An 18,528-nucleotide genomic window follows, 5' to 3' on the forward strand; every position below is an offset into this window, starting at 1 on the left:
ACTTAGTGTGCTTGTTCCGTTAAAGTTTGCTCTAGAATAGCAACACACAATTCATCAAAGCTATAACCCACGGCTTTCGCTGCTTTTGGCACGAGGGAATGACTGGTCATACCCGGAACAGTGTTCACTTCCAATAGCCAAAATTGACCTTGCTCATCAAGCATTGCATCGATACGCCCCCAACCACTTGCACCTACAGCCTGAAAAGCACGCAAACACAATGCTTGTAGACGTTTCTCTTCAGACTCACTCAAACCACATGGAATACCATATTCCACGTCATTACGGTTATATTTTGCTTCATAGTCATAGAAAGCAACATCTGCAGGTGGTTGTAAACGAATGACAGGTAAGGGCTGACCATTGAGGAATGAAATCGTATATTCACGACCTGTAATCCATTTTTCAGCCATCACAACGGCATCATGCACAGTCGCTTTATCAATCGCTGCAACAAGATCTTCAGCCTTTTCAACCTTACTCATACCGACACTTGAGCCTTCGTGTACAGGTTTAATAATCAAAGGCAAACCAAGACTGTCGATCACTTCTGTTAAATCTGAATCTTTACTAATAATACGATACGGTGCTGTTGGTAAATCAGAACCTTGCCAAATTTGCTTGGTTTTAACTTTGTCCATACCAATCGCAGAACCTTGCACACCCGTACCTGTATAAGGCACATTCATCCATTCCAATGTGCCTTGAATTTGACCATCTTCACCACCACGGCCATGCAAAACAATAAATGCACGATCGTAGTTTACAAGTTCTGTCACACTACGCTCTTTCGGATCGAAGCCTTCAGCATTCACCCCCGAACGTAATAATGCTTCTAGTACAGCTTTACCACTATCTAATGACACCTCACGCTCAGCAGATTTACCACCAAGCAATACCGCTACTTTGCCGAATTTAGAAGCATTTGACACGTTTAAATCCTTAAACTTATAAGTTAGTCAATTCAAATTACGAGATTAAGCTCATGATTTATGCGCTCAACCGAATTCATTATTTTAAATAAAGTTGGTTCTGCGCTAATTCTAGCGAAATCGCTCCAACGTTACCCGCACCTTGTGTTAATAACAAGTCATTTGCTTGTAACACTTTTTGTATCACGTGCTGCAAATTACCTTCTACAGGATCAATCAAAATCGGTTCAACTTCTCCACGCAAGCGAATACTACGTGCTAATGAACGGCTATCTGCTCCAACAATCGGTTTCTCACCTGCAGCATAAACCTCTAACAATAATAATTGATCAACTTGTGACAACACATCTACAAAATCATCAAAACAATCACGTGTACGGCTATAACGATGCGGTTGGAACAGCATTACCAAACGGCGATCAGGGTGGCTGGCACGTGCTGCTTTAATTGTCGCTTCCACTTCTTTTGGATGATGACCATAATCATCTACCAACTTGACATTACCTTCCCCCAGTTCAAACTCACCTTGAACTTGGAAACGGCGTCCAACACCACTAAAGCTTTCCAATGCACGTGCAATTGCAGCATCAGATACACCCTCATCTGTCGCGATACCAATTGCAGCCAATGCATTTAAAATATTATGTAGACCTGGCAGGTTAATCGTTAAACGTAGTGGTTCACGACCTTTACGCAATACGGTAAAGCTTGATTGCATACCTGTTTGGTCAATATCTACAGCACGAATATCGTTATCTTCATTAAATCCGTAAGTCACCAATGGACGACCAATACGTGGCATGATTTCACGAATATTTGCATCATCACCACAAACGACCGCCAAACCATAAAACGGCATTTTCTGTAAGAATTTAACAAAAGTATCTTTCAAAACATCAAAACTACCGCCATAGGTATCCATATGATCTGCATCAATATTGGTCACAATGGCAGCCATAGGCTCTAAGTATAAGAATGAAGCATCAGACTCATCCGCTTCTGCAACAATAAAACGACTCGCACCCAATGCAGCATTCACACCCGTACGGTTCAACAACCCACCAATTACGTAAGTTGGATCCATATTTTCTTCTGCCAACATACAAGTCACTAAACTTGTTGTAGTGGTTTTCCCATGTGTACCCGCAACAGCGATCCCATGACGGTAGCGCATAAGCTCACCGAGCATTTCAGCACGGCGTACCACAGGAATACGGTTTTCAATCGCCGCTTTGACTTCCAAGTTTTCAGGGTCAATCGCTGTTGAAACAACTAAAACGTTTGCATCTTTAATATTTTCAGCGGCATGACCGATAAATACTCGAATCCCGTTTTCTTCAAGTTTTGCGGTTGTTTTAGATGCTTTAATGTCTGAACCCGAAACTTTATAGCCTTGGTTTTTCAACACTTCTGCGATACCACACATCCCTGCGCCACCGATACCCACAAAATGGATATGTTTAATACGACGCATTTCAGGAATTTTAATCAGGCTTTTTGCTTTATCAGCTGGGCTTGTTGGAGACATAATCAACTCTAACTTACAAATCTTGAATTAAACCAACCACGCGCTCTGTTGCGTCTGGTTGAGCTTGTTGACGAGCTTTTACCGCCATTTCCATCAGTAATTGACGGTTCATTAATGGGGTTAATAAATCTTTTAACGACTCTGGCGTCATGCTACTTTGCGGACAAATTTTCGCTGCGCCTGTTTTCTCTAGAAATTTTGCATTGGCAGTCTGATGATCGTCCACAGCGCTTGGCAAGGGAACAAAAATCGCAGCTACACCTGCTGTTGCCACTTCAGTGACGGTTAACGCACCTGCACGGCAAATAATTAAATCTGCATTGCTATAAGCTTGTGCCATATTTTCAATAAATGGCTGCACTTCAACCTGTAAAGTTTCAGGTGCATCACTATATAAAGCTTGGGTTGTTTCTTGCTTGTTTTGCCCACACTGATGAAACACTTTCAATGGTACATTGAGCTGTTTTAAAGCTTGTGGCACACACTCATTCAGCGCTTGTGCACCCAAAGAACCACCAACGATAAGTATATGCAAAGGTTCTGCTACATTTTCACGTTCTTTATAACGAAAAGATGGATTATAAATTGCCGTAATTTCTGCGCGTACAGGATTACCCGTCGTCACAATTTTTTCACTTGTAGGAAATGTATTTGGAAAGGCTTCGCACACAATTTTTGCTACGCGAGAAAGTTGTGTATTGGTAAACCCAGCCACGGCATTTTGCTCATGGATAATCACGGGAATACCCAATAAGCGTGCAGCTAAGCCACCTGGTCCTGCAACATAGCCACCAAAGCCTGCAACAGCATCGACTTTGAGTTGTTTCATATAACGCATTGCGCTAAAAGTCGCTTTTAAAATTTTAAACGGCGCACCTAGCTTTCGAATAATACCGTTACCGCGAACACCTTGAATATCAATTTGGTAAATTGGGATATCGTGTTGTTGTAATAATCGATTTTCCATACCCGTTGGTGTTGCCAACCAAGACACTTGACAGCCTTGTTGTTGCAATTCTTTTGCAACTGCAAGCGCTGGGAATACATGTCCACCTGTTCCTGCTGCCATCATCATGACGTGTTTTGGTGTGCTTTGTTGAGGTTTGGTCACGGTCTAATTCTTCAATTCAAAAATAAATGTTAACGAATATTTAAAAAACCAATTGTAATCACAAACAGCTATAGGGGAAAAGTTTATTTACTTTTTTTCACCAAGCGTTTCATTGTTTTTTTCTACTGTTTTGAGAGTTTAAACTACTTTTATCATTAATCTGCTAAAAATTGTTTAACTATTCGTTATTTTTTATATTTCTTACTCATTTAACACCTTGATAACAAGACCACGCCTTGCAATGGCGTGGTCTTGTTTTAATTGAAATTTATAATTTCCAACGTATTAAATAACCTCTCAAATTTCAATCAAGCAGGTTTTCCTGCTTCCAAAACATCAAATAAATCATCTGCAATAGACGTACCAAACTGTGCATCAATCTCACGGATACAGGTCGGACTGGTCACATTAATTTCAGTGACATAATTTCCAATTACATCTAAACCAACAAAGACCAAACCCTTTTCTTTTAAGAATGGGCCAACTTTTGCTGCAATCGCTTTATCATTCTCAGTCAATGGACGCGCTTCACCTAGACCACCAGCCGCCAAATTACCACGAACTTCACCATTTTGAGGAATACGTGCTAAACAATAAGCAACAGGTTCACCATTGACCATTAAAATACGTTTATCGCCATCCACAATTTCAGGAATATAGCGCTGTGCCATAATTGGTTGCGTACCATTTTCAGTTAAGATTTCAATGGTTGAACCAATATTTACACCATCTTGATACAGTCGGAAAATACCCATTCCCCCCATACCATCCAAAGGCTTCACAATCACATCGCCATGTTCTTTCAAAAACTCACGAATCAGGCTTTGTTGTGAAGTGACCAGTGTTGGCACTTGTAATTCTGGAAATTGTGTTGCGAAAAGCTTTTCATTACAGTCACGTAGGCTTTGTGGTTTGTTAATAATCCATGAACCTTCACGTTCTGCTTGTTCTAAAATATAAGTGGTATAGACAAAATTCATATCGAAAGGCGGGTCTTTACGCATCAAGATCACATCATAATCTGCGAGCGACGCTTTGGTTTTTTCACCCAGCTCATAATAATGATTGTAGTCTTCAAATACTTTTAACGGTGAAATCAAACCAAAAGCTTTGCCTTGATCGATATATAAGTCTTGTTGCAATGCATAGCCTAGCTCATGTCCACGGCGTGAAGCTGCCCAAAGCATCGCCATAGTAGAATCTTTTTTAAGGTTTACATTTTCGATGGGATCCATCACAACAAGTACGCGCATATTGATGCTCTTATAAAATTTTGGATTGTATGCAGTATAGCGGAGATTCTGGTTTTCTTTTTCTAAATTTCGCTAAACTATTTGCAATTATTGTGAAGAAGTTATACCGATATGCAACAAATCATTATTGGCTTTCATTTGGATGATGAACAACATTGGGTTGCTGATTTGGCATGTGGCCATACGCAACATGTCCGTCACACACCACCTTGGCAGAACCGTCCGTGGGTACTTACTGAACAAGGGCGCAAAGAAAAGTTGGGAATGGTGTTGAACTGTAAGACATGTGATTGTTTTGAAGAAAGTTTAGATGATAAGACATGAAGTAGCTTAAATATAAAATAAGGTCGACCATCCAGTCTCAAAACATTAACTACAGAATGAATTTTCTACTGTAGAATAAATATATTGTACTTTATCTAAAAAACCTAAGATTTCAATATTGTAAGTATTGGCAAAAACCATATGACCGTTTTATACAAAATAAACAACTGAAGTTAAGTAGTAAATGAGTGATTTTATGCCGAATTCAAATCATCAATCTGAGATTAAAAGCTATTACAACCAACTCGCTCAAAACTACGATGACAACCGCTTTAACAATAGTTATGGACAATACTTAGACCAACAAGAAAGAAAATTCCTTTCTCAAGTATTAAAAGATATCCCTGCCTCAAAATGTATGGATCTCGGTTGTGGAACAGGTCGCTTACTTGATCACGCAGATTATGGTGTAGATTTCAGTCCTGAAATGTTGAAAATAGCTGCACAAAAATATCCCCATAAAATACTTTTAGAAGGAAGTTTGACTGATATTCCGATTGAAAATGATATCTTAGACGTGATTTATAGTTTCCACGTCATCATGCATCAAGATCTTGAAACCACACAAAACTTTCTCGATCAAGCACACCTAAAACTTAAACTTGGCGGCAAACTTATTTTTGATTTCCCATCTGCTACACGCCGAAAAACAGTAAAACATCAGCAGAAAGATTGGCATGCAGCCAACCAAATGACCTTGTCGGATATAGAAAAAATGATTACTCCTCAATGGAAAATTCGTGCAAGTCAGGGCTTTTTATTTTTTCCAATTCATCGCATCCCCAAGCTATTACGTCCAATATTTAGACGTTTGGATAATTTTATTTGTCGTTCATTTTTTAAAGAATATGCTTCTTATTTAGTCGTCGTTTTAGAAAAAAAACAGTAAGCCAATAAAAATTGTAAAGGAAAGCATATGAAACGCTATTTACCTAAATCATGGAAATTACTTTACCAATTGATTCGTAGATATTGTCGTGAACATTTATTTTCTAAGCACAATTTTGCTCTACAACATGACCGAATTTGGCAAACTCAATATCAAATTTCAACACAGCAAGAGATTAAGATAAATCGTTATTTTGACAATAAAGCCCATAACATAGATTTAACCATTCAAGCACTGCATGGCTTAGTGATTGAACCCAATCAAACCTTTTCTTTTTGGCATGTTGTGAAAGCACCGACACAGAAAAATGGATATAAAGTCGGACGGAATTTAATTCAAGGCAAATTAACAGAAGACATTGGTGGTGGAATCTGTCAAATTTCTTGTTTGCTTTATATCAATGCATTAAAAACAGGTTTAAGGATTATCGAAAGACATGCTCATTCTATTGATATTTATCAGGAACATGAACGATTTACACCATTAGGCAGTGATGCGAGTGTTGTTTATGGCTATAAAGATTTGCAGTTTCAAAATACTTTAGAGTTTCCGATCCAAATTAAAATATTAAGACAGAATAATCAATTACTTGCGCTGTTCTCGACAAAACGCCCGACACGAACTTATTTACTGGATTTTGTGATTGAGGATGCCGAACATTATCGAACGGTAAATAGCTATGCTGATCATAAACATATCTCAAAGGACAAATATCAATTGCCGAGCGATTTAGAATAATATTGAGCTTATTTGGCTTTATTTGGTTTATTATTTTCAATGATATATCGATCCACAGTGCGTGGATCACGTGGTAAGTCGAGTCTGACTCGACAACCTAAATCAATATCATCTTTTTCAAAAACAATAATTTCAGCATTTAATTCGATCGGACGTCCTGTTTCAAAATCCGTTTTTCGTAAATTGCCACCCAATAGTTCTGCATATCTTTTTTCTAAATATCCAATGGTTAAATCTTGGATCATCACTTTAATTGAATATTGCTGATTTACACATTCAGGCTCACGTTGTACACGTGCTTTTCTTAAATACCCTGTTTCAGATGCTCTTAACATCAGTTCATTGATCAATTTTTTTTGTGCATGGGTATTCATGTTTAAAACCAATTCAAATTGTTCCAAACCTTTCCATTGAAATGGATACTGACGAAAATACATATCTCGTTCAAATTGATAGCGTTGCCAACGCTGTTGATCGACATGCTTGGCAAAAACGATACCAAGGGCAATCACAGCGATAATGATCACTAAAATTAACATTGAAGGTCGATATCCATGCTTAAATGAGCCATAAAAATAAGGAGCATATGCTCCTTATTTTATCTAATTTTATAATTTATACACCATATTTCACACGGTAAGCTTCCATTTTTGCTAGTGCTTCTTGCTCATTTTTTGCATCTAAATAATTCATCAGATCTTTCATGGTAATCAATGCATGCACAGGAATTTCTAATTCTTTTTGAACTTCTTGAATAGCTGAATACTGACTTTGACCTTTTTCTTGACGATCTAAAGCCACCAATACACCTGCAATTGTTGCGCCTGCATTTTTAAGAATAGTCACCACTTCACGAATGGCCGTTCCCGCAGTAATTACATCATCAATGATCCAAACTTTCTTGCCTTCAACTGAAGCACCGACCAATACACCGCCTTCACCATGATCTTTGGCTTCTTTACGGTTGAAGCCCCAAGGCACACTCACACCATGTACTTGTGACAATGCTACAGCCGTTGCTGCAACAAAAGGAATCCCTTTATACGCAGGACCAAAAATCACGTCCACATTGTTACATTGTGTGAGTTTATCTGCATAACCTTGAGCTAAAAGCGATAATGCTTCACCATCGTTAAGTAAACCTGCATTAAAAAAATAAGGACTCACACGACCTGATTTTAAAGTAAACTCACCAAATTTAAGCACACCTCGTGATAATGCGAGTTCGATAAAAGCTTGCGGGTTAAACTGAGCTGGCGTTGACATGAGGTGCTCCAAAAATTCATACATTGAGGTTATGAATGCACATGATACCAAAGAGTAGCTATCCAAGTGATCAAAAAATTTTAAGAGTCGTCTCAATCAACGTAAACGGCCTGCGTTCATCCGTGACTAAAGGACTGCTTGAATGGATGGAAAAATCAGATGCAGACGTCATCTGCATCCAAGAAAGTCGCATTACCCATGAGCAATGGACAGACAAATTTAAACCCGAAGGTTGGTTTACCCATTTGTTCCCTGCTGAAAAATCAGGTTATGCAGGCACTGCGATTTATAGTCGCTTACCTTTTAAATCTGTGCAAAATGGTTTAGGTTTTGAACTTGCAGACTCACAAGGTCGTTTTATTACGGCTGAATTTGATCTAGGTTTAAACAAGCCTGTATATATTTGCTCTTTGTATTTGCCTTCGGGTTCATCTGGTGATGAAGCCCAAGCGCGTAAAGATCACTTTTTAGAAGAATATACAAAAATTTTAAAACAATGGCGTGATGAAGATAAATCTATCATCGTCTGTGGTGACTACAACATTGTGCATAAACGCATCGATATCAAAAACTGGTCAGGCAATCAAAAGTCTTCAGGTTGTTTACCCCATGAACGCGCATGGTTAGACCATATTTATGATGATTTAGGTTATGTCGACACATTCCGTGAAGTCCGTAAAGAAGCTGAATTATATTCTTGGTGGTCAAATCGTGGACAAGCACGCGCTAAAAATGTGGGTTGGCGTATTGATTACCAAGCTTGTTCACCTGATTGGAAAGTGCGTACGGTAAATGCATGGGTGTATAAAGATGAATGGTATAGCGATCATGCTCCTGTAATCATTGATTATACGATATAAATATTAAAAAACTGCACATTGAGTTTACAAGTGTAAACTCAATGTGCGTCAAAATCTCACAAAACTTGTCGTGTTATCTTATATTCTCTTCATGCAAATAAGAGCATTATAGCTTCACGGCACAGGGACATTGTCAGGATGACAGCAAAAGGATAGGACGCCGTAGGATGAAAGGAAATAAATATTTTTATATTTGTTTTCCAAGGATGTGACATTGGACGTTGTACTGAGACCCGCATAATCAGGATGATTTGATGCGGGCTTTCTCTTTTTTAAATTATCCTTTCTAAAAAACTCATTTCCAATATCTTGAGTTATTTCTTCTAGTGTATTTATTTCAAATTTAAACTCAAAATATGAAAGCTTTATGACAAAAGCTAGATTGCTTAAAATATACTACTCAAACATATACATTTTTCATTGGCAATTTTGCTATCCTTTCAGTCAAATCAGATAATTAAATGCTTAGGTTTAAACATGCTTAAAATTTATGGAATCAAAAACTGCAACTCTATGAAAAAGGCTTTTGATCTACTGACTGAACTGGGTTTGAGTTATGAGTTTCATGACTATAAAAAACAAGGGATTGATGCTGAAACAATCAAAGTTTGGTTAAAACAGATTCCGCAAGATATTCTTTTAAATAAAAAAGGAACAACTTGGAAAAAACTCAGCGAACAAGAACAGCAGCTTGCCCTTTCAAGCCAAGAAGAATTGATTAAAGCGTTGACCACACACAGCAGCTTAATTAAACGCCCAGTGATCGATCAAGCGGGGCAATTTGTAGTAGGTTTTGATGAAGACAAAATCAAAGCTTTAAAATAACTCATAAAATAATCCATTTAAAAACAAAAACCCGATCACGTGATCGGGTTTTTGTTTAAACGCAAGGCAATTAGTTGGCACGAACCCAAGTTTGGTTACGACCAAGCGCAGCAATACCAATATAACCACGTAATTTCAACTGATTACCAGCAAGCTCAGCTTTTAATTTATAAGTCTTACCATTTTTTGGATCTAGAATAGAACCATTATCATAGTTTTTACCACCAACGTTCTTCAAGCCAGTCACAATCGTGACGCCTTTTAAAGACTTATTGTGATAAGGCCCTTCACATTTAACACAAGCGTTTTCTTCGCCAGGAGTTAATACATTTTGAATGGTTGCGTTCAGCGTTCCATTTTTCTGTTCTGTGAATTTCACCACTGCTTTAGGCTGTTTCGTTGTATCGTCAATTGTTTTCCACACAGTTCCATTTAATGGATCTGCAGCATTTGCAAAAACTGTTGCAGATAGTAATCCTAGTGCAAGAGCAATTTTTTTCATTGTTTTGTTTTCCCTAGTCATTTATGACACTATATAGTATTAAAAACTCACAGCCAATTAGCAATTTTTGTCTGTGACTATATAGTGTACCCTTGTAAAAATTGTTGGTAAATCCACAAAAATAATGATCAAATTTCAAAAAAATGGAAGAAACATGAAGATTAATCCTGCCTTGAAACAATATTTTACAGAATCGATTCTGAAAGCGAGCTTCAAATATCCAAGCCGATTTAATCTTTCACCAAGCACCATGCGTTTTAGCATAGAACAACTTTCTCGTATTTTCCCACAACGCAAAGATGTTCATATTCGGAATTTACGGATCGCAGGCGTTCGTGCTGAAGAAATCAAACCTCAAGCACACTCTACACAAATGATTTTACATATCCACGGTGGCGCTTTTTTTGTGGGCTCTTTAAATACTCATCGTGCTTTTTTATCTGAGGTTGCAGCTAGAACTCAAATGCAAGTCTTACATTTAGACTATCCACTTGCACCAGAAAACCCTTTTCCTGAAGCAGGAGATGCTATTTATGATGTTTATCAACAACTTTTAGATCAGGGTGTTTTACCTAAAGACATTATTATTTCAGGTGATTCATGTGGTGCAAATTTAGCATTGGCGTTAGTTTTAAGAATAAAAGAAGAAAATAAACAACAACTTCCAAGCGGTTTGATTTTAATGTCACCTTTTTTAGATTTGACACTGACAGGTGAATCAATGCGTTATAATCAAAAACATGATGCATTGTTATCAATGGAAGCGCTTGAAATAGGCATTGAACACTATGTTCCCAAACATTTAGATCGCTCTTTAGCTCCACTATCGCCTATTTTTGGTGATTTTGAAGGACTTCCACCGACTTTAGTCCAAATTGGTTCGAAAGAAATTCTTTTATCAGATGCACAACGTTTTGAAGAAAAAGCCAAAGCTGCACATGTTAAAGTAATTTATAAACTTTACACGGGTATGTGGCACAACTTCCAAATGTTTAGCCCTTGGTTTGATGAAGCAAAACGCTCACTTGCAGATATTGCCGAATTTGCCCATCACCTTGATCGTGATTAATAACTGAGTAACTCCTCGTTATAATATTTAATCAAAAATTGTGATATATAAATCATATATTTATATATCGCCCTATCAGTATTCATTTATATATTAAAACTTAAACAAAATAGTTAGCTGTCATTTTATTTTAACAATAGATTTATTTTTTATTGAAATTATATTTACAATCAAATATTTAAGAATTCATATTTAAATATAATCAATTATTTCTATTATGATTATATTTTAAATCTATTATTTAGTTTTACCAGCACCTATTAATTATCCACTTTTATTGAAAAATTCATCACAGTTTTTACTATAATGAATATATCTATCAATATTTTACAAAAATTTTAATTTGAAACCCACCCAATTAATTGCTACATTTATAAAGTAACACAATAAAAATCGAGTGTCCGGGTGGAAAAAAGATGCGAAATAAAGTTTATTCAAAGAGACGCCGTAAGATTCACTCTTTATTCAATCAAGTATTGAAAACGTCGTTTATTTCTAAATTAATGGGTAAGAGTCAACTCGATAATCACCTAGAAATAGATTCAGTTACGGGTATATACAATCAATTTGCGATTAATAACTATCTCAAAGAGTTACATCCACAACCTGAGGCAAATTTTGGTATTATTCTATTAAGTATTGATAATTTGAAGCAAGTAAAAGAAAAATTTAACCAAAAGATTGCCGATAAAGCTTTGCTTTCAACGGCGCAGCAATTAACACATCATATCCGTGATACAGATTTGGTCGGTCGTTATAGTGAGTCTGAATTCATTATTATTCTTGGTGATGTAACGCAGGATCAAGCGATTGGTATTGCTGATCGACTCACCAAATTAATCAATAAAAATGCACTAAAAGCAAACCGCAAAAATGTTTCATTGAAAGCCAGTTGTGGTGTATCTGTTTCAGAAAAAGACTCCATTAGCGATAACGTTCTTCAGCAGGCTGATCAAGCTTTATATCTTGCAAAAACCAATGGGGTTAGCTTTTATTCCAATACTCACCTATTATCATAATACGTAGTATTGCCCTAAAATAAGTTTAGATTTGAATGGCTTATTTTAGGGTACTGTCATGTTCTGAAATAAGTTTAAAAAATCAATGTCAAATAATCAGCACAGAATTATGTTAAATATTGAATAAATCTATAATTATAAAAATGATACACCGATCGTTTGAATCGAAATTAATTTAGCCTTTTTTATTTGATTTACAATGAATTAAATAGCTCTATCAAAAAGCAATACAACACGTACCCTTTATCGCGATTGTCATTAATCTTTCTTTTATATACAGAGTCGAAGCAATCTGTATAATATTTCTACCACCATAATTAAATTTACTTAATCAATTCAAAATAAATTTTTTTATCGCTTTTCCAAATTTTAAATGGATTAAAGAGAAATGAGCTTCTTCAGCACAAAAAAGAATAAATTCCTCACAAAGCTACAAAAGCAATTTAATTCAAACATCATTATGAATTGGAGCAACGTTCATAAATGTATACTGATTCTGATACTAACCTTAGGCGTGCATTTTATATGGATTGGATGGAAATCATTCATTTTCTTAAATCCAACGCTTTGGCAATGGGTTAACTTCTCTCTACTCAAATCACAAATTTATTTCAATATTTGCACAGCTAGCCTCGTGTTTGTCTTGATTATTTTGTGCTATTTTTTCCAAAAAAAACGATGGGCAGAAACTGTTTTACCGCATATTGTTATTGCCATTTTTGTAAATGTAATGCTCTTTGACGGTTTCTTAATCGGTATTTACAGCCCTGCAACCATCTTTGCATTTGTTTGTATCTCAGGTTTAGGGCTTATTTTATTCAATCGAAAAACCTTTTATTTTCAGCTTACTGTAGCACTTTTTGTGTACTTTTCACTTATATATTGTACATACAATAAACTCATTCCATATGCCCCCTTATTCAGTCAGAACTTGTTAAATCATAATCCAGATCGCAATTTCTTCTGGATTTCGAGTATGTTTCTTTTCATTATGCCGATATTCATCACCTGTTTTATTTTATGTGAGGTTTTACTTTCACAATGGCGTAACCAAGAATCATTTATCAAGAATTTAAGCCAAACAGACCCCTTAACCAATTTGTATAATCGCCGTTTTTTTAATGAAACGCTGGATACTATTCAAAAAAATCAATCCCGTTATGCAATTATCCTCATGGATATCGATCACTTTAAAATGATCAACGATCAATATGGTCATCATTTCGGAGATGAGGTACTACAACGTGTCGCAAGTCTGCTGTGTTCTCAAACACGACATACGGATATTGTTGCTCGATATGGAGGCGAAGAATTTATTATCGCTTTACCTGACACATCATTGGCAGTTGCACATGAGATTGCCGAGCGTTGTCGTTTAATCATTCAAAATGAAATTTTAGAAACAGTTGAACATAAAAATATCCGATGTACTGCGAGTTTTGGTGTCGCTATTTCTATATATGGAATCCATATAAACAAAGTTATTCATCTCGCCGATCAAGCTTTATATCATGCAAAACAACTCGGAAGAAACCAAGTTCAATCGTTTACAGATCTTCATTAATCGAGTAAACGCATTGTTATACGAGCACTTAAGCTTTTTGAGTTCGATATGGTTCTTCACATTCGACAAAAACATGTTCTGCTTTCGCTTCTGCAATCCATTGTTGCACTGCAACTAGGTTCAATATGCTGTGTATATAGTGTTGATTCACAGCTGATACAGGAATGCCATAGCCAATAAAACGCATGACCACGGGAGCGAAGAAAGCATCAACGATACTAAACTCATCACCACACAAAAAACCATTTTGGCTCGGTCGTTCAGCCCATAAGGTTTCAATCCGTTTCACATCTTGCTGCAGTTGCGAATTTTCAGACCAAAGCTTAGCCCCTACTTCTGCTAAATCTGCATCAAGATTCATACCACATGTGCTACGTAACGCCGTAAAACTGCTATGCATTTCAGCACTCATACATCGTGCACGTGCTCTTTGCTTTGTATCCTTGGGCCATAGTTGTTTTTCGGGATACTTTTCTGCTAAATATTCACAAATTGCCAAAGAATCCCAAATTAAAAGCTCGCCATCTCTTAGCGCTGGAACTTTTCCCGTCGGATTGATTGTTAATATCGTTTTTTTAAAAAGACTATCTGGCTGAAAATCATCAAACGCAATCAAATGTTCTTTGAATTGAATATCAAAATGTTTTAAAACGAGCCAAGGACGCATAGACCACGTTGAGTAATTTTTATTGCCAATAAATAAGTCTAACATCAGATAAACTCCTTTTATTTCTTCTCAATTTTTATCATAGAATAACAATATTAGACCTATTAAATCGTTTTTATCCCCCTATTTTCGATGAAAAATGAATCCCTTTAGCAATAAAAAAGGGTAGCTAGACTACCCTTTTGCGTATTGTGACTTCAGTTTTTATGACTATATTGATTTAGAATAAAAATGAAACACCAAAGCCCGCTTTATAGCTGCGATCTTCGCCACTCAAATCGACGCCAATGCTACCATCAAACTGAGTACGATCATTTAAAGCATAGATCAAGCCAGACGATAGACCATATTCATAGTCCTGACTCTCAGCTTTATGGTAAACAAACTCTGAAAAACCGGACAGATTACCAGCAATTTTATAACCCACTGTAGGAATAGCAGTAACAGACCAATCACCATCTTGCACAGCATAGTTCATTACGATTCCAGTATTCACTAAATCGTTATATTTATAATCCAAAGCTGTTCCAATGCTATAGATATCATCTTCTGCTGTGAAACCTTCGTTGCCCGTTGCAATCACCGCTTGAGCCAAGATTGCCATAGACAATTTATCATCATTTAAATCAATGGCTTTTTTAATACCGATAGAAACATCACCCAAACCAGAGTTATCTTCTTTATCGCCTTTGTACTTGGTTTGTGTCCAAGCTGGACCTTGCCAACCCAATTGCAATTCCATACTTGGCGTCAAACCTGTACGCAATAACATATCACCATTCAGTGTTACTGTTTTTGCCTTTGCACCATCAATCGTGGTTTCAGTATAAGTTGCACTTGGTAGACCTTGTTCCCATGCTAAGTGCCCTACAGGTGTAATCCCTGTACCAAAGCCCTCTCCAGGACGATCAAAGGAAAACTCAGCAGCCATTGCACTAACACTTAGGCTTGAAACAAGGACTAGAGTTGCTGTTTTTAAAATTGCCATAATCTGACTCAAAATTTATGCTAATTCTTTAGACATCTTCGCACCGCGACTACGTAGTAACTCTAAAGATTCTTTCTCTTCAGGTAAAGCCTGTGACCAATCTATTTGATCAAATTCACAATCAAAGAATAGATCACTAATCGAAGATAAGATAGTTTTTCCTTCTTCATCTTTGGTATTTGGGTCAACTTTATAGTCTAATAGCTTTTGAATGGCTGGTGTACAAGCTGCACTTGCCGCATCCCATAAAGGGCCGTAACACTCTTCAGCATCCCACAAATAAAAATTTGCTTTGGCTTTGATTAATTCATCTAAAATTTCCAAATGTGGCTGCAAATCTTGTACTTTTTGTTCAGCACTAAGCGGTTGTCCTGCTTCATAAGCATCACAAACTTTTTCCCACCATTTAAATAGTCCATCAGACCAAATCGAAACTGCTGGACCTTTTTCAGGCTCTATAAAGTTTGGGTCAAATCCATCTGCAAGTAAACGTCGAACTTGAGCAATATCTAAATCTTCCAAAGCCTGAACAAAAACTTGTTGCTGTGCTGATAACATATTGATCACTCTATTATATTCATATCTACCCATTATGACGAATATTTTCAAAATTACTGGAAAAAATTAATTGCCCCTCATTTTTTGATCAAAACGGCATTTATTGTTATTTTCTGACAAAGTTAAACCCTTTTGTAACCGCTGACTAAAATCTATATACATAAAAAAAGCCCCGCAGGGCTCTTTTCTTAAACTTCCTCGTCAACAATTTCAGGTTGACCACCTCGAGGATTCTCTTTTTTCTCAAATACATGTTCTAAACTACGTTTTACTCGCTCTATTGCGCCATGTAAGGCCAAATCAATATTTTTTGCTTTATGCGTAACAACCACAGGCTTTAATCCGGCTGCTTTTGCTTCAACCATACAGCGGATATCATCATCACCACCTTTGTCCCCATTTTCATCACTTAAATGAACCGAAAACTGAGTAATACGTTCACTATGACGTTGAAATTCCTGATTTAACTCTTCTCTCACATATGTAATCAAACGTTCACTATTTTGTATATTTTTATCTGTACGGATTTCAATGTTCATAAAATATTATCCTCACATTATCTGAATCTTATTTATTGCACAAAATGATCAATAAGTTTCAATTTTGCGCATGTTTAAAGCTTGCTGTTTACACAGCTGGTCATCTTCAATGAATTGGAACTTGTCACTCCTCAATTGAATAAATGAACACCTTTTTATCTGCAGATTCGTGTTCTTATACATTCAATATCAGGCCATATTGAAAAATATGCAAGCGTATTTTTGAATTTTTTATGAAAACAATATGAAAAATGACAAGTTGTTACTTTGTTATATAATTTTATGATTTTTATATATTTTTTTAATTTAATTTTCACTATAATATTGCCTATAAAATTAACCGAGAATCGATGGGTCACTCCCCTGTTGTTGGCTTTGATTCGTACTTAAAATAAATTTTTCCTTAGAAATTCTAAATGAGAAAGTTTCTCTATCTCAATTTTTACATATTTATTTATCTTTCATCTTATTTTCACTTTATTTTTATTTAAGAATCTGTATCCTTGAAGCGCTTTCTTGGGGGGGAGATTTTCATGAAACTGACACAAATTGCTGCTATCTGCGCAATCGCTTCTACTGCAACTTTGGCTCAAGCTACACCAGTTTGGCAAGATTTTAGTATTACTGGGCTTTATGGTGAAAACTATGAATTAACACCAGATGAGAAACAATCAACAATTACTTTTGAATATGCTGCAAAGCTTCAATATGGTGATTTCTTTGCATTTGCTGACCGCACCAATAGTGACGGTCAATCAGATACTTACTTTGAAGTTTCACCACGCCTAAGCTTAGGTGCTGTTTCAGGTAAGAAACTTGAATTGGGCCCAATTAAAGATGTGCTGATTGCAACCACTTGGGAAGGTGGTGATGACATGAACAACTACCTTTATGGTGTTGGTGTTGATTTAGCAATTCCATATTTCCAATATGCGCAATTGAATTTCTACCGTGCAAACAACGACATTCAAGAAGACGATTATCAAATGACGTTTGTTTATGGCATTCCATTTAAATTGGCTTCAGAAGAATTCCTTGTAGATGGTTTCCTTGATTGGTCTACTGCTGAAAAAGATGAAGTTGCACATAAAAGCGAGCTTAACTGGACAACGCAATGGAAATGGAATGCTGGTAAACACATTTCTCCAAGCACTAAGTTTTATTTAGGTATTGAGCATTCTGTATGGCATAACAAATACGGCGTTCCAAATAAAGATGAGAACAACGTCAGTGCTCTAGTTAAATATCACTTCTAAACGATATTGACATCACCCATTTAAAAGCAAGGCTTCTGCCTTGCTTTTTTATTGCTCCAAAACATAATTCTTTTTAAAATAATCATTCAAACTCTCACTTGATTACTTTCATGAATTTCAGAATAAGACCTGCCCAAATATCCGATTTAGAACATATTATGCAGATTTACAACCATGAAATATCAACAGGTTTGGCGACATGGAATAGTCAACTCAAAACACTGGAAGACTATCAACAATGGTTTGTAGATTTAACCCAGCAACAATTTCCAATCTTGGTCGCTGAAGAGCTTTCAAGCCAAGCTATTGCTGGCTTTGCAGACTATTCTAGTTTTAGACAAATCAATGGTTATAAACAAACTGTCGAACATTCTGTTTATATAGATCCAAAGTTTGCTCGACAGGGTTTAGGTAAAGCCCTCATGCTTCAACTGATTGAATATGCTAAACAACATCATATTCATGTGATGGTTGCAGCAATTGACTATGAAAACACAGGTTCAATTTATCTCCATACCCAACTCGGCTTTAAACAAACAGGCTATATGCCACAAGTCGGACAAAAATTTGGACAATGGCGTGATTTGGTCTTGATGCAACTGAATTTTGATTAAATACTGATACAAAATTCGAGATGATC

The 18,528-nt window shown here is 36.5% G+C and carries 21 protein-coding genes; 10 read left to right on the forward strand and 11 right to left on the reverse strand.

The features are described from left to right. Positions 1 to 2: 2 nt before the first annotated feature. The 4 genes from D7V20_RS06390 to gshB form a co-directional block, all read right to left on the reverse strand. A complete protein-coding gene (locus D7V20_RS06390; protein ID WP_120383480.1) occupies positions 3 to 932 on the reverse strand; it encodes a D-alanine--D-alanine ligase in 930 nt (309 codons plus the stop codon). A 79-nt stretch (positions 933 to 1,011) separates the two neighbouring features. Beyond that, entirely contained in the window at positions 1,012 to 2,460 is a 1,449-nt protein-coding gene (gene murC, locus D7V20_RS06395) for a UDP-N-acetylmuramate--L-alanine ligase (protein ID WP_120383481.1), read from the reverse strand. 13 nt (positions 2,461 to 2,473) lie between these two features. Then, positions 2,474 to 3,571, reverse strand: coding sequence for an undecaprenyldiphospho-muramoylpentapeptide beta-N-acetylglucosaminyltransferase (gene murG, locus D7V20_RS06400; protein WP_120383482.1), 1,098 nt, complete (start codon positions 3,569 to 3,571; stop codon positions 2,474 to 2,476). A gap of 308 nt (positions 3,572 to 3,879) precedes the next feature. After that, positions 3,880 to 4,824, reverse strand: a complete 945-nt coding sequence (gene gshB / locus D7V20_RS06405; protein WP_120383483.1) for a glutathione synthase — start codon at positions 4,822 to 4,824, stop codon at positions 3,880 to 3,882. A 111-nt stretch (positions 4,825 to 4,935) separates the two neighbouring features. Here gshB and D7V20_RS06410 point away from each other — a divergent pair, with 111 nt between their 5' ends. From D7V20_RS06410 to D7V20_RS06420, 3 genes are all read left to right on the forward strand, one after another. Continuing rightward, positions 4,936 to 5,148 carry a DUF3565 domain-containing protein gene (locus tag D7V20_RS06410; RefSeq protein WP_120383484.1) on the forward strand — a complete coding sequence of 71 codons (213 nt, stop codon included), beginning with the start codon at positions 4,936 to 4,938 and terminating at the stop codon, positions 5,146 to 5,148. 196 nt (positions 5,149 to 5,344) lie between these two features. After that, a complete protein-coding gene (locus D7V20_RS06415) occupies positions 5,345 to 6,037 on the forward strand; it encodes a class I SAM-dependent DNA methyltransferase (RefSeq protein ID WP_120383485.1) in 693 nt (230 codons plus the stop codon). A 27-nt stretch (positions 6,038 to 6,064) separates the two neighbouring features. Continuing rightward, complete coding sequence (locus D7V20_RS06420; protein ID WP_120383486.1) at positions 6,065 to 6,775, forward strand: VanW family protein; 711 nt, start codon at positions 6,065 to 6,067, stop codon at positions 6,773 to 6,775. Positions 6,776 to 6,783: 8 nt separating this feature from the next. Here D7V20_RS06420 and D7V20_RS06425 read toward each other — a convergent pair whose 3' ends face one another. Together D7V20_RS06425 and pyrE are read right to left on the reverse strand one after the other, a co-directional pair. After that, on the reverse strand, positions 6,784 to 7,314 hold the full coding sequence (locus tag D7V20_RS06425; RefSeq protein ID WP_120383487.1) for a hypothetical protein: 531 nt from the start codon (positions 7,312 to 7,314) through the stop codon (positions 6,784 to 6,786). Positions 7,315 to 7,390: 76 nt separating this feature from the next. Further along, the gene (gene pyrE, locus D7V20_RS06430) at positions 7,391 to 8,041 is read right to left on the reverse strand and encodes an orotate phosphoribosyltransferase (RefSeq protein ID WP_120383488.1); all 651 of its coding nucleotides are present in this window, start codon (positions 8,039 to 8,041) and stop codon (positions 7,391 to 7,393) included. Positions 8,042 to 8,082: 41 nt separating this feature from the next. Here pyrE and D7V20_RS06435 point away from each other — a divergent pair, with 41 nt between their 5' ends. Both D7V20_RS06435 and D7V20_RS06440 read left to right on the forward strand, forming a co-directional pair. Beyond that, positions 8,083 to 8,901, forward strand: coding sequence for an exodeoxyribonuclease III (locus D7V20_RS06435; RefSeq protein ID WP_120383527.1), 819 nt, complete (start codon positions 8,083 to 8,085; stop codon positions 8,899 to 8,901). 477 nt (positions 8,902 to 9,378) lie between these two features. Beyond that, the gene (locus tag D7V20_RS06440) at positions 9,379 to 9,726 is read left to right on the forward strand and encodes a Spx/MgsR family RNA polymerase-binding regulatory protein (protein WP_120383489.1); all 348 of its coding nucleotides are present in this window, start codon (positions 9,379 to 9,381) and stop codon (positions 9,724 to 9,726) included. A gap of 70 nt (positions 9,727 to 9,796) precedes the next feature. Here D7V20_RS06440 and D7V20_RS06445 read toward each other — a convergent pair whose 3' ends face one another. After that, positions 9,797 to 10,228, reverse strand: a complete 432-nt coding sequence (locus tag D7V20_RS06445; protein WP_010112304.1) for a DUF2147 domain-containing protein — start codon at positions 10,226 to 10,228, stop codon at positions 9,797 to 9,799. 154 nt (positions 10,229 to 10,382) lie between these two features. On the opposite strand from D7V20_RS06445, the gene D7V20_RS06450 reads away from it, so the two are divergent. The 3 genes from D7V20_RS06450 to D7V20_RS20095 all read left to right on the forward strand — a co-directional run bounded on the left by D7V20_RS06450 (position 10,383) and on the right by D7V20_RS20095 (position 13,880). Next, complete coding sequence (locus D7V20_RS06450) at positions 10,383 to 11,297, forward strand: alpha/beta hydrolase (RefSeq protein ID WP_120383490.1); 915 nt, start codon at positions 10,383 to 10,385, stop codon at positions 11,295 to 11,297. 416 nt (positions 11,298 to 11,713) lie between these two features. After that, positions 11,714 to 12,316 carry a GGDEF domain-containing protein gene (locus tag D7V20_RS06455; RefSeq protein WP_120383491.1) on the forward strand — a complete coding sequence of 201 codons (603 nt, stop codon included), beginning with the start codon at positions 11,714 to 11,716 and terminating at the stop codon, positions 12,314 to 12,316. Between the two features lie 976 nt (positions 12,317 to 13,292). Continuing rightward, positions 13,293 to 13,880: a GGDEF domain-containing protein gene (locus tag D7V20_RS20095; RefSeq protein WP_235831603.1), complete on the forward strand. Its 588-nt coding sequence runs from the start codon at positions 13,293 to 13,295 to the stop codon at positions 13,878 to 13,880. A gap of 28 nt (positions 13,881 to 13,908) precedes the next feature. On the opposite strand, the gene D7V20_RS06465 is transcribed toward D7V20_RS20095, so the two are convergent. The 4 genes from D7V20_RS06465 to D7V20_RS06480 all read right to left on the reverse strand — a co-directional run bounded on the left by D7V20_RS06465 (position 13,909) and on the right by D7V20_RS06480 (position 16,632). Next, entirely contained in the window at positions 13,909 to 14,592 is a 684-nt protein-coding gene (locus D7V20_RS06465) for a glutathione S-transferase family protein (RefSeq protein WP_120383493.1), read from the reverse strand. Positions 14,593 to 14,767: 175 nt separating this feature from the next. Then, entirely contained in the window at positions 14,768 to 15,535 is a 768-nt protein-coding gene (locus D7V20_RS06470; protein ID WP_120383494.1) for a transporter, read from the reverse strand. Between the two features lie 15 nt (positions 15,536 to 15,550). Further along, positions 15,551 to 16,093, reverse strand: coding sequence for an ankyrin repeat domain-containing protein (locus D7V20_RS06475; RefSeq protein ID WP_120383495.1), 543 nt, complete (start codon positions 16,091 to 16,093; stop codon positions 15,551 to 15,553). Between the two features lie 188 nt (positions 16,094 to 16,281). Next, entirely contained in the window at positions 16,282 to 16,632 is a 351-nt protein-coding gene (locus D7V20_RS06480; RefSeq protein ID WP_120383496.1) for an HPF/RaiA family ribosome-associated protein, read from the reverse strand. A 533-nt stretch (positions 16,633 to 17,165) separates the two neighbouring features. On the opposite strand from D7V20_RS06480, the gene D7V20_RS06485 reads away from it, so the two are divergent. Together D7V20_RS06485 and D7V20_RS06490 are read left to right on the forward strand one after the other, a co-directional pair. Continuing rightward, positions 17,166 to 17,888 (forward strand): outer membrane protein OmpK, encoded by a 723-nt coding sequence (locus tag D7V20_RS06485; RefSeq protein WP_120383497.1) that lies wholly within the window; start codon positions 17,166 to 17,168, stop codon positions 17,886 to 17,888. A 110-nt stretch (positions 17,889 to 17,998) separates the two neighbouring features. Next, on the forward strand, positions 17,999 to 18,502 hold the full coding sequence (locus D7V20_RS06490; RefSeq protein ID WP_120383498.1) for a GNAT family N-acetyltransferase: 504 nt from the start codon (positions 17,999 to 18,001) through the stop codon (positions 18,500 to 18,502). Positions 18,503 to 18,528 lie beyond the last annotated feature (26 nt).

The sequence above is a fragment of the Acinetobacter rongchengensis genome (genome assembly GCF_003611475.1).
GTDB lineage: Bacteria > Pseudomonadota > Gammaproteobacteria > Pseudomonadales > Moraxellaceae > Acinetobacter > Acinetobacter rongchengensis.

What these genes read in the sequence shown, in the direction of transcription:
- D7V20_RS06485 (WP_120383497.1), top strand. Translation starts at nt 17,166, where the DNA reads ATGAAACTGACACAAATTGCTGCTATCTGCGCAATCGCTTCTACTGCA.
- D7V20_RS06490 (WP_120383498.1), top strand. Translation starts at nt 17,999, where the DNA reads ATGAATTTCAGAATAAGACCTGCCCAAATATCCGATTTAGAACATATT.
- pyrE (WP_120383488.1), bottom strand. Translation starts at nt 8,041, where the DNA reads ATGTCAACGCCAGCTCAGTTTAACCCGCAAGCTTTTATCGAACTCGCA.
- D7V20_RS06480 (WP_120383496.1), bottom strand. Translation starts at nt 16,632, where the DNA reads ATGAACATTGAAATCCGTACAGATAAAAATATACAAAATAGTGAACGT.
- D7V20_RS06445 (WP_010112304.1), bottom strand. Translation starts at nt 10,228, where the DNA reads ATGAAAAAAATTGCTCTTGCACTAGGATTACTATCTGCAACAGTTTTT.
- D7V20_RS20095 (WP_235831603.1), top strand. Translation starts at nt 13,293, where the DNA reads ATGTTTCTTTTCATTATGCCGATATTCATCACCTGTTTTATTTTATGT.
- D7V20_RS06450 (WP_120383490.1), top strand. Translation starts at nt 10,383, where the DNA reads ATGAAGATTAATCCTGCCTTGAAACAATATTTTACAGAATCGATTCTG.
- D7V20_RS06425 (WP_120383487.1), bottom strand. Translation starts at nt 7,314, where the DNA reads ATGTTAATTTTAGTGATCATTATCGCTGTGATTGCCCTTGGTATCGTT.
- D7V20_RS06440 (WP_120383489.1), top strand. Translation starts at nt 9,379, where the DNA reads ATGCTTAAAATTTATGGAATCAAAAACTGCAACTCTATGAAAAAGGCT.
- D7V20_RS06420 (WP_120383486.1), top strand. Translation starts at nt 6,065, where the DNA reads ATGAAACGCTATTTACCTAAATCATGGAAATTACTTTACCAATTGATT.
- murC (WP_120383481.1), bottom strand. Translation starts at nt 2,460, where the DNA reads ATGTCTCCAACAAGCCCAGCTGATAAAGCAAAAAGCCTGATTAAAATT.
- D7V20_RS06475 (WP_120383495.1), bottom strand. Translation starts at nt 16,093, where the DNA reads ATGTTATCAGCACAGCAACAAGTTTTTGTTCAGGCTTTGGAAGATTTA.
- D7V20_RS06410 (WP_120383484.1), top strand. Translation starts at nt 4,936, where the DNA reads ATGCAACAAATCATTATTGGCTTTCATTTGGATGATGAACAACATTGG.
- D7V20_RS06470 (WP_120383494.1), bottom strand. Translation starts at nt 15,535, where the DNA reads ATGGCAATTTTAAAAACAGCAACTCTAGTCCTTGTTTCAAGCCTAAGT.
- D7V20_RS06435 (WP_120383527.1), top strand. Translation starts at nt 8,083, where the DNA reads ATGATACCAAAGAGTAGCTATCCAAGTGATCAAAAAATTTTAAGAGTC.
- D7V20_RS06455 (WP_120383491.1), top strand. Translation starts at nt 11,714, where the DNA reads ATGCGAAATAAAGTTTATTCAAAGAGACGCCGTAAGATTCACTCTTTA.
- gshB (WP_120383483.1), bottom strand. Translation starts at nt 4,824, where the DNA reads ATGCGCGTACTTGTTGTGATGGATCCCATCGAAAATGTAAACCTTAAA.
- D7V20_RS06465 (WP_120383493.1), bottom strand. Translation starts at nt 14,592, where the DNA reads ATGTTAGACTTATTTATTGGCAATAAAAATTACTCAACGTGGTCTATG.
- D7V20_RS06415 (WP_120383485.1), top strand. Translation starts at nt 5,345, where the DNA reads ATGCCGAATTCAAATCATCAATCTGAGATTAAAAGCTATTACAACCAA.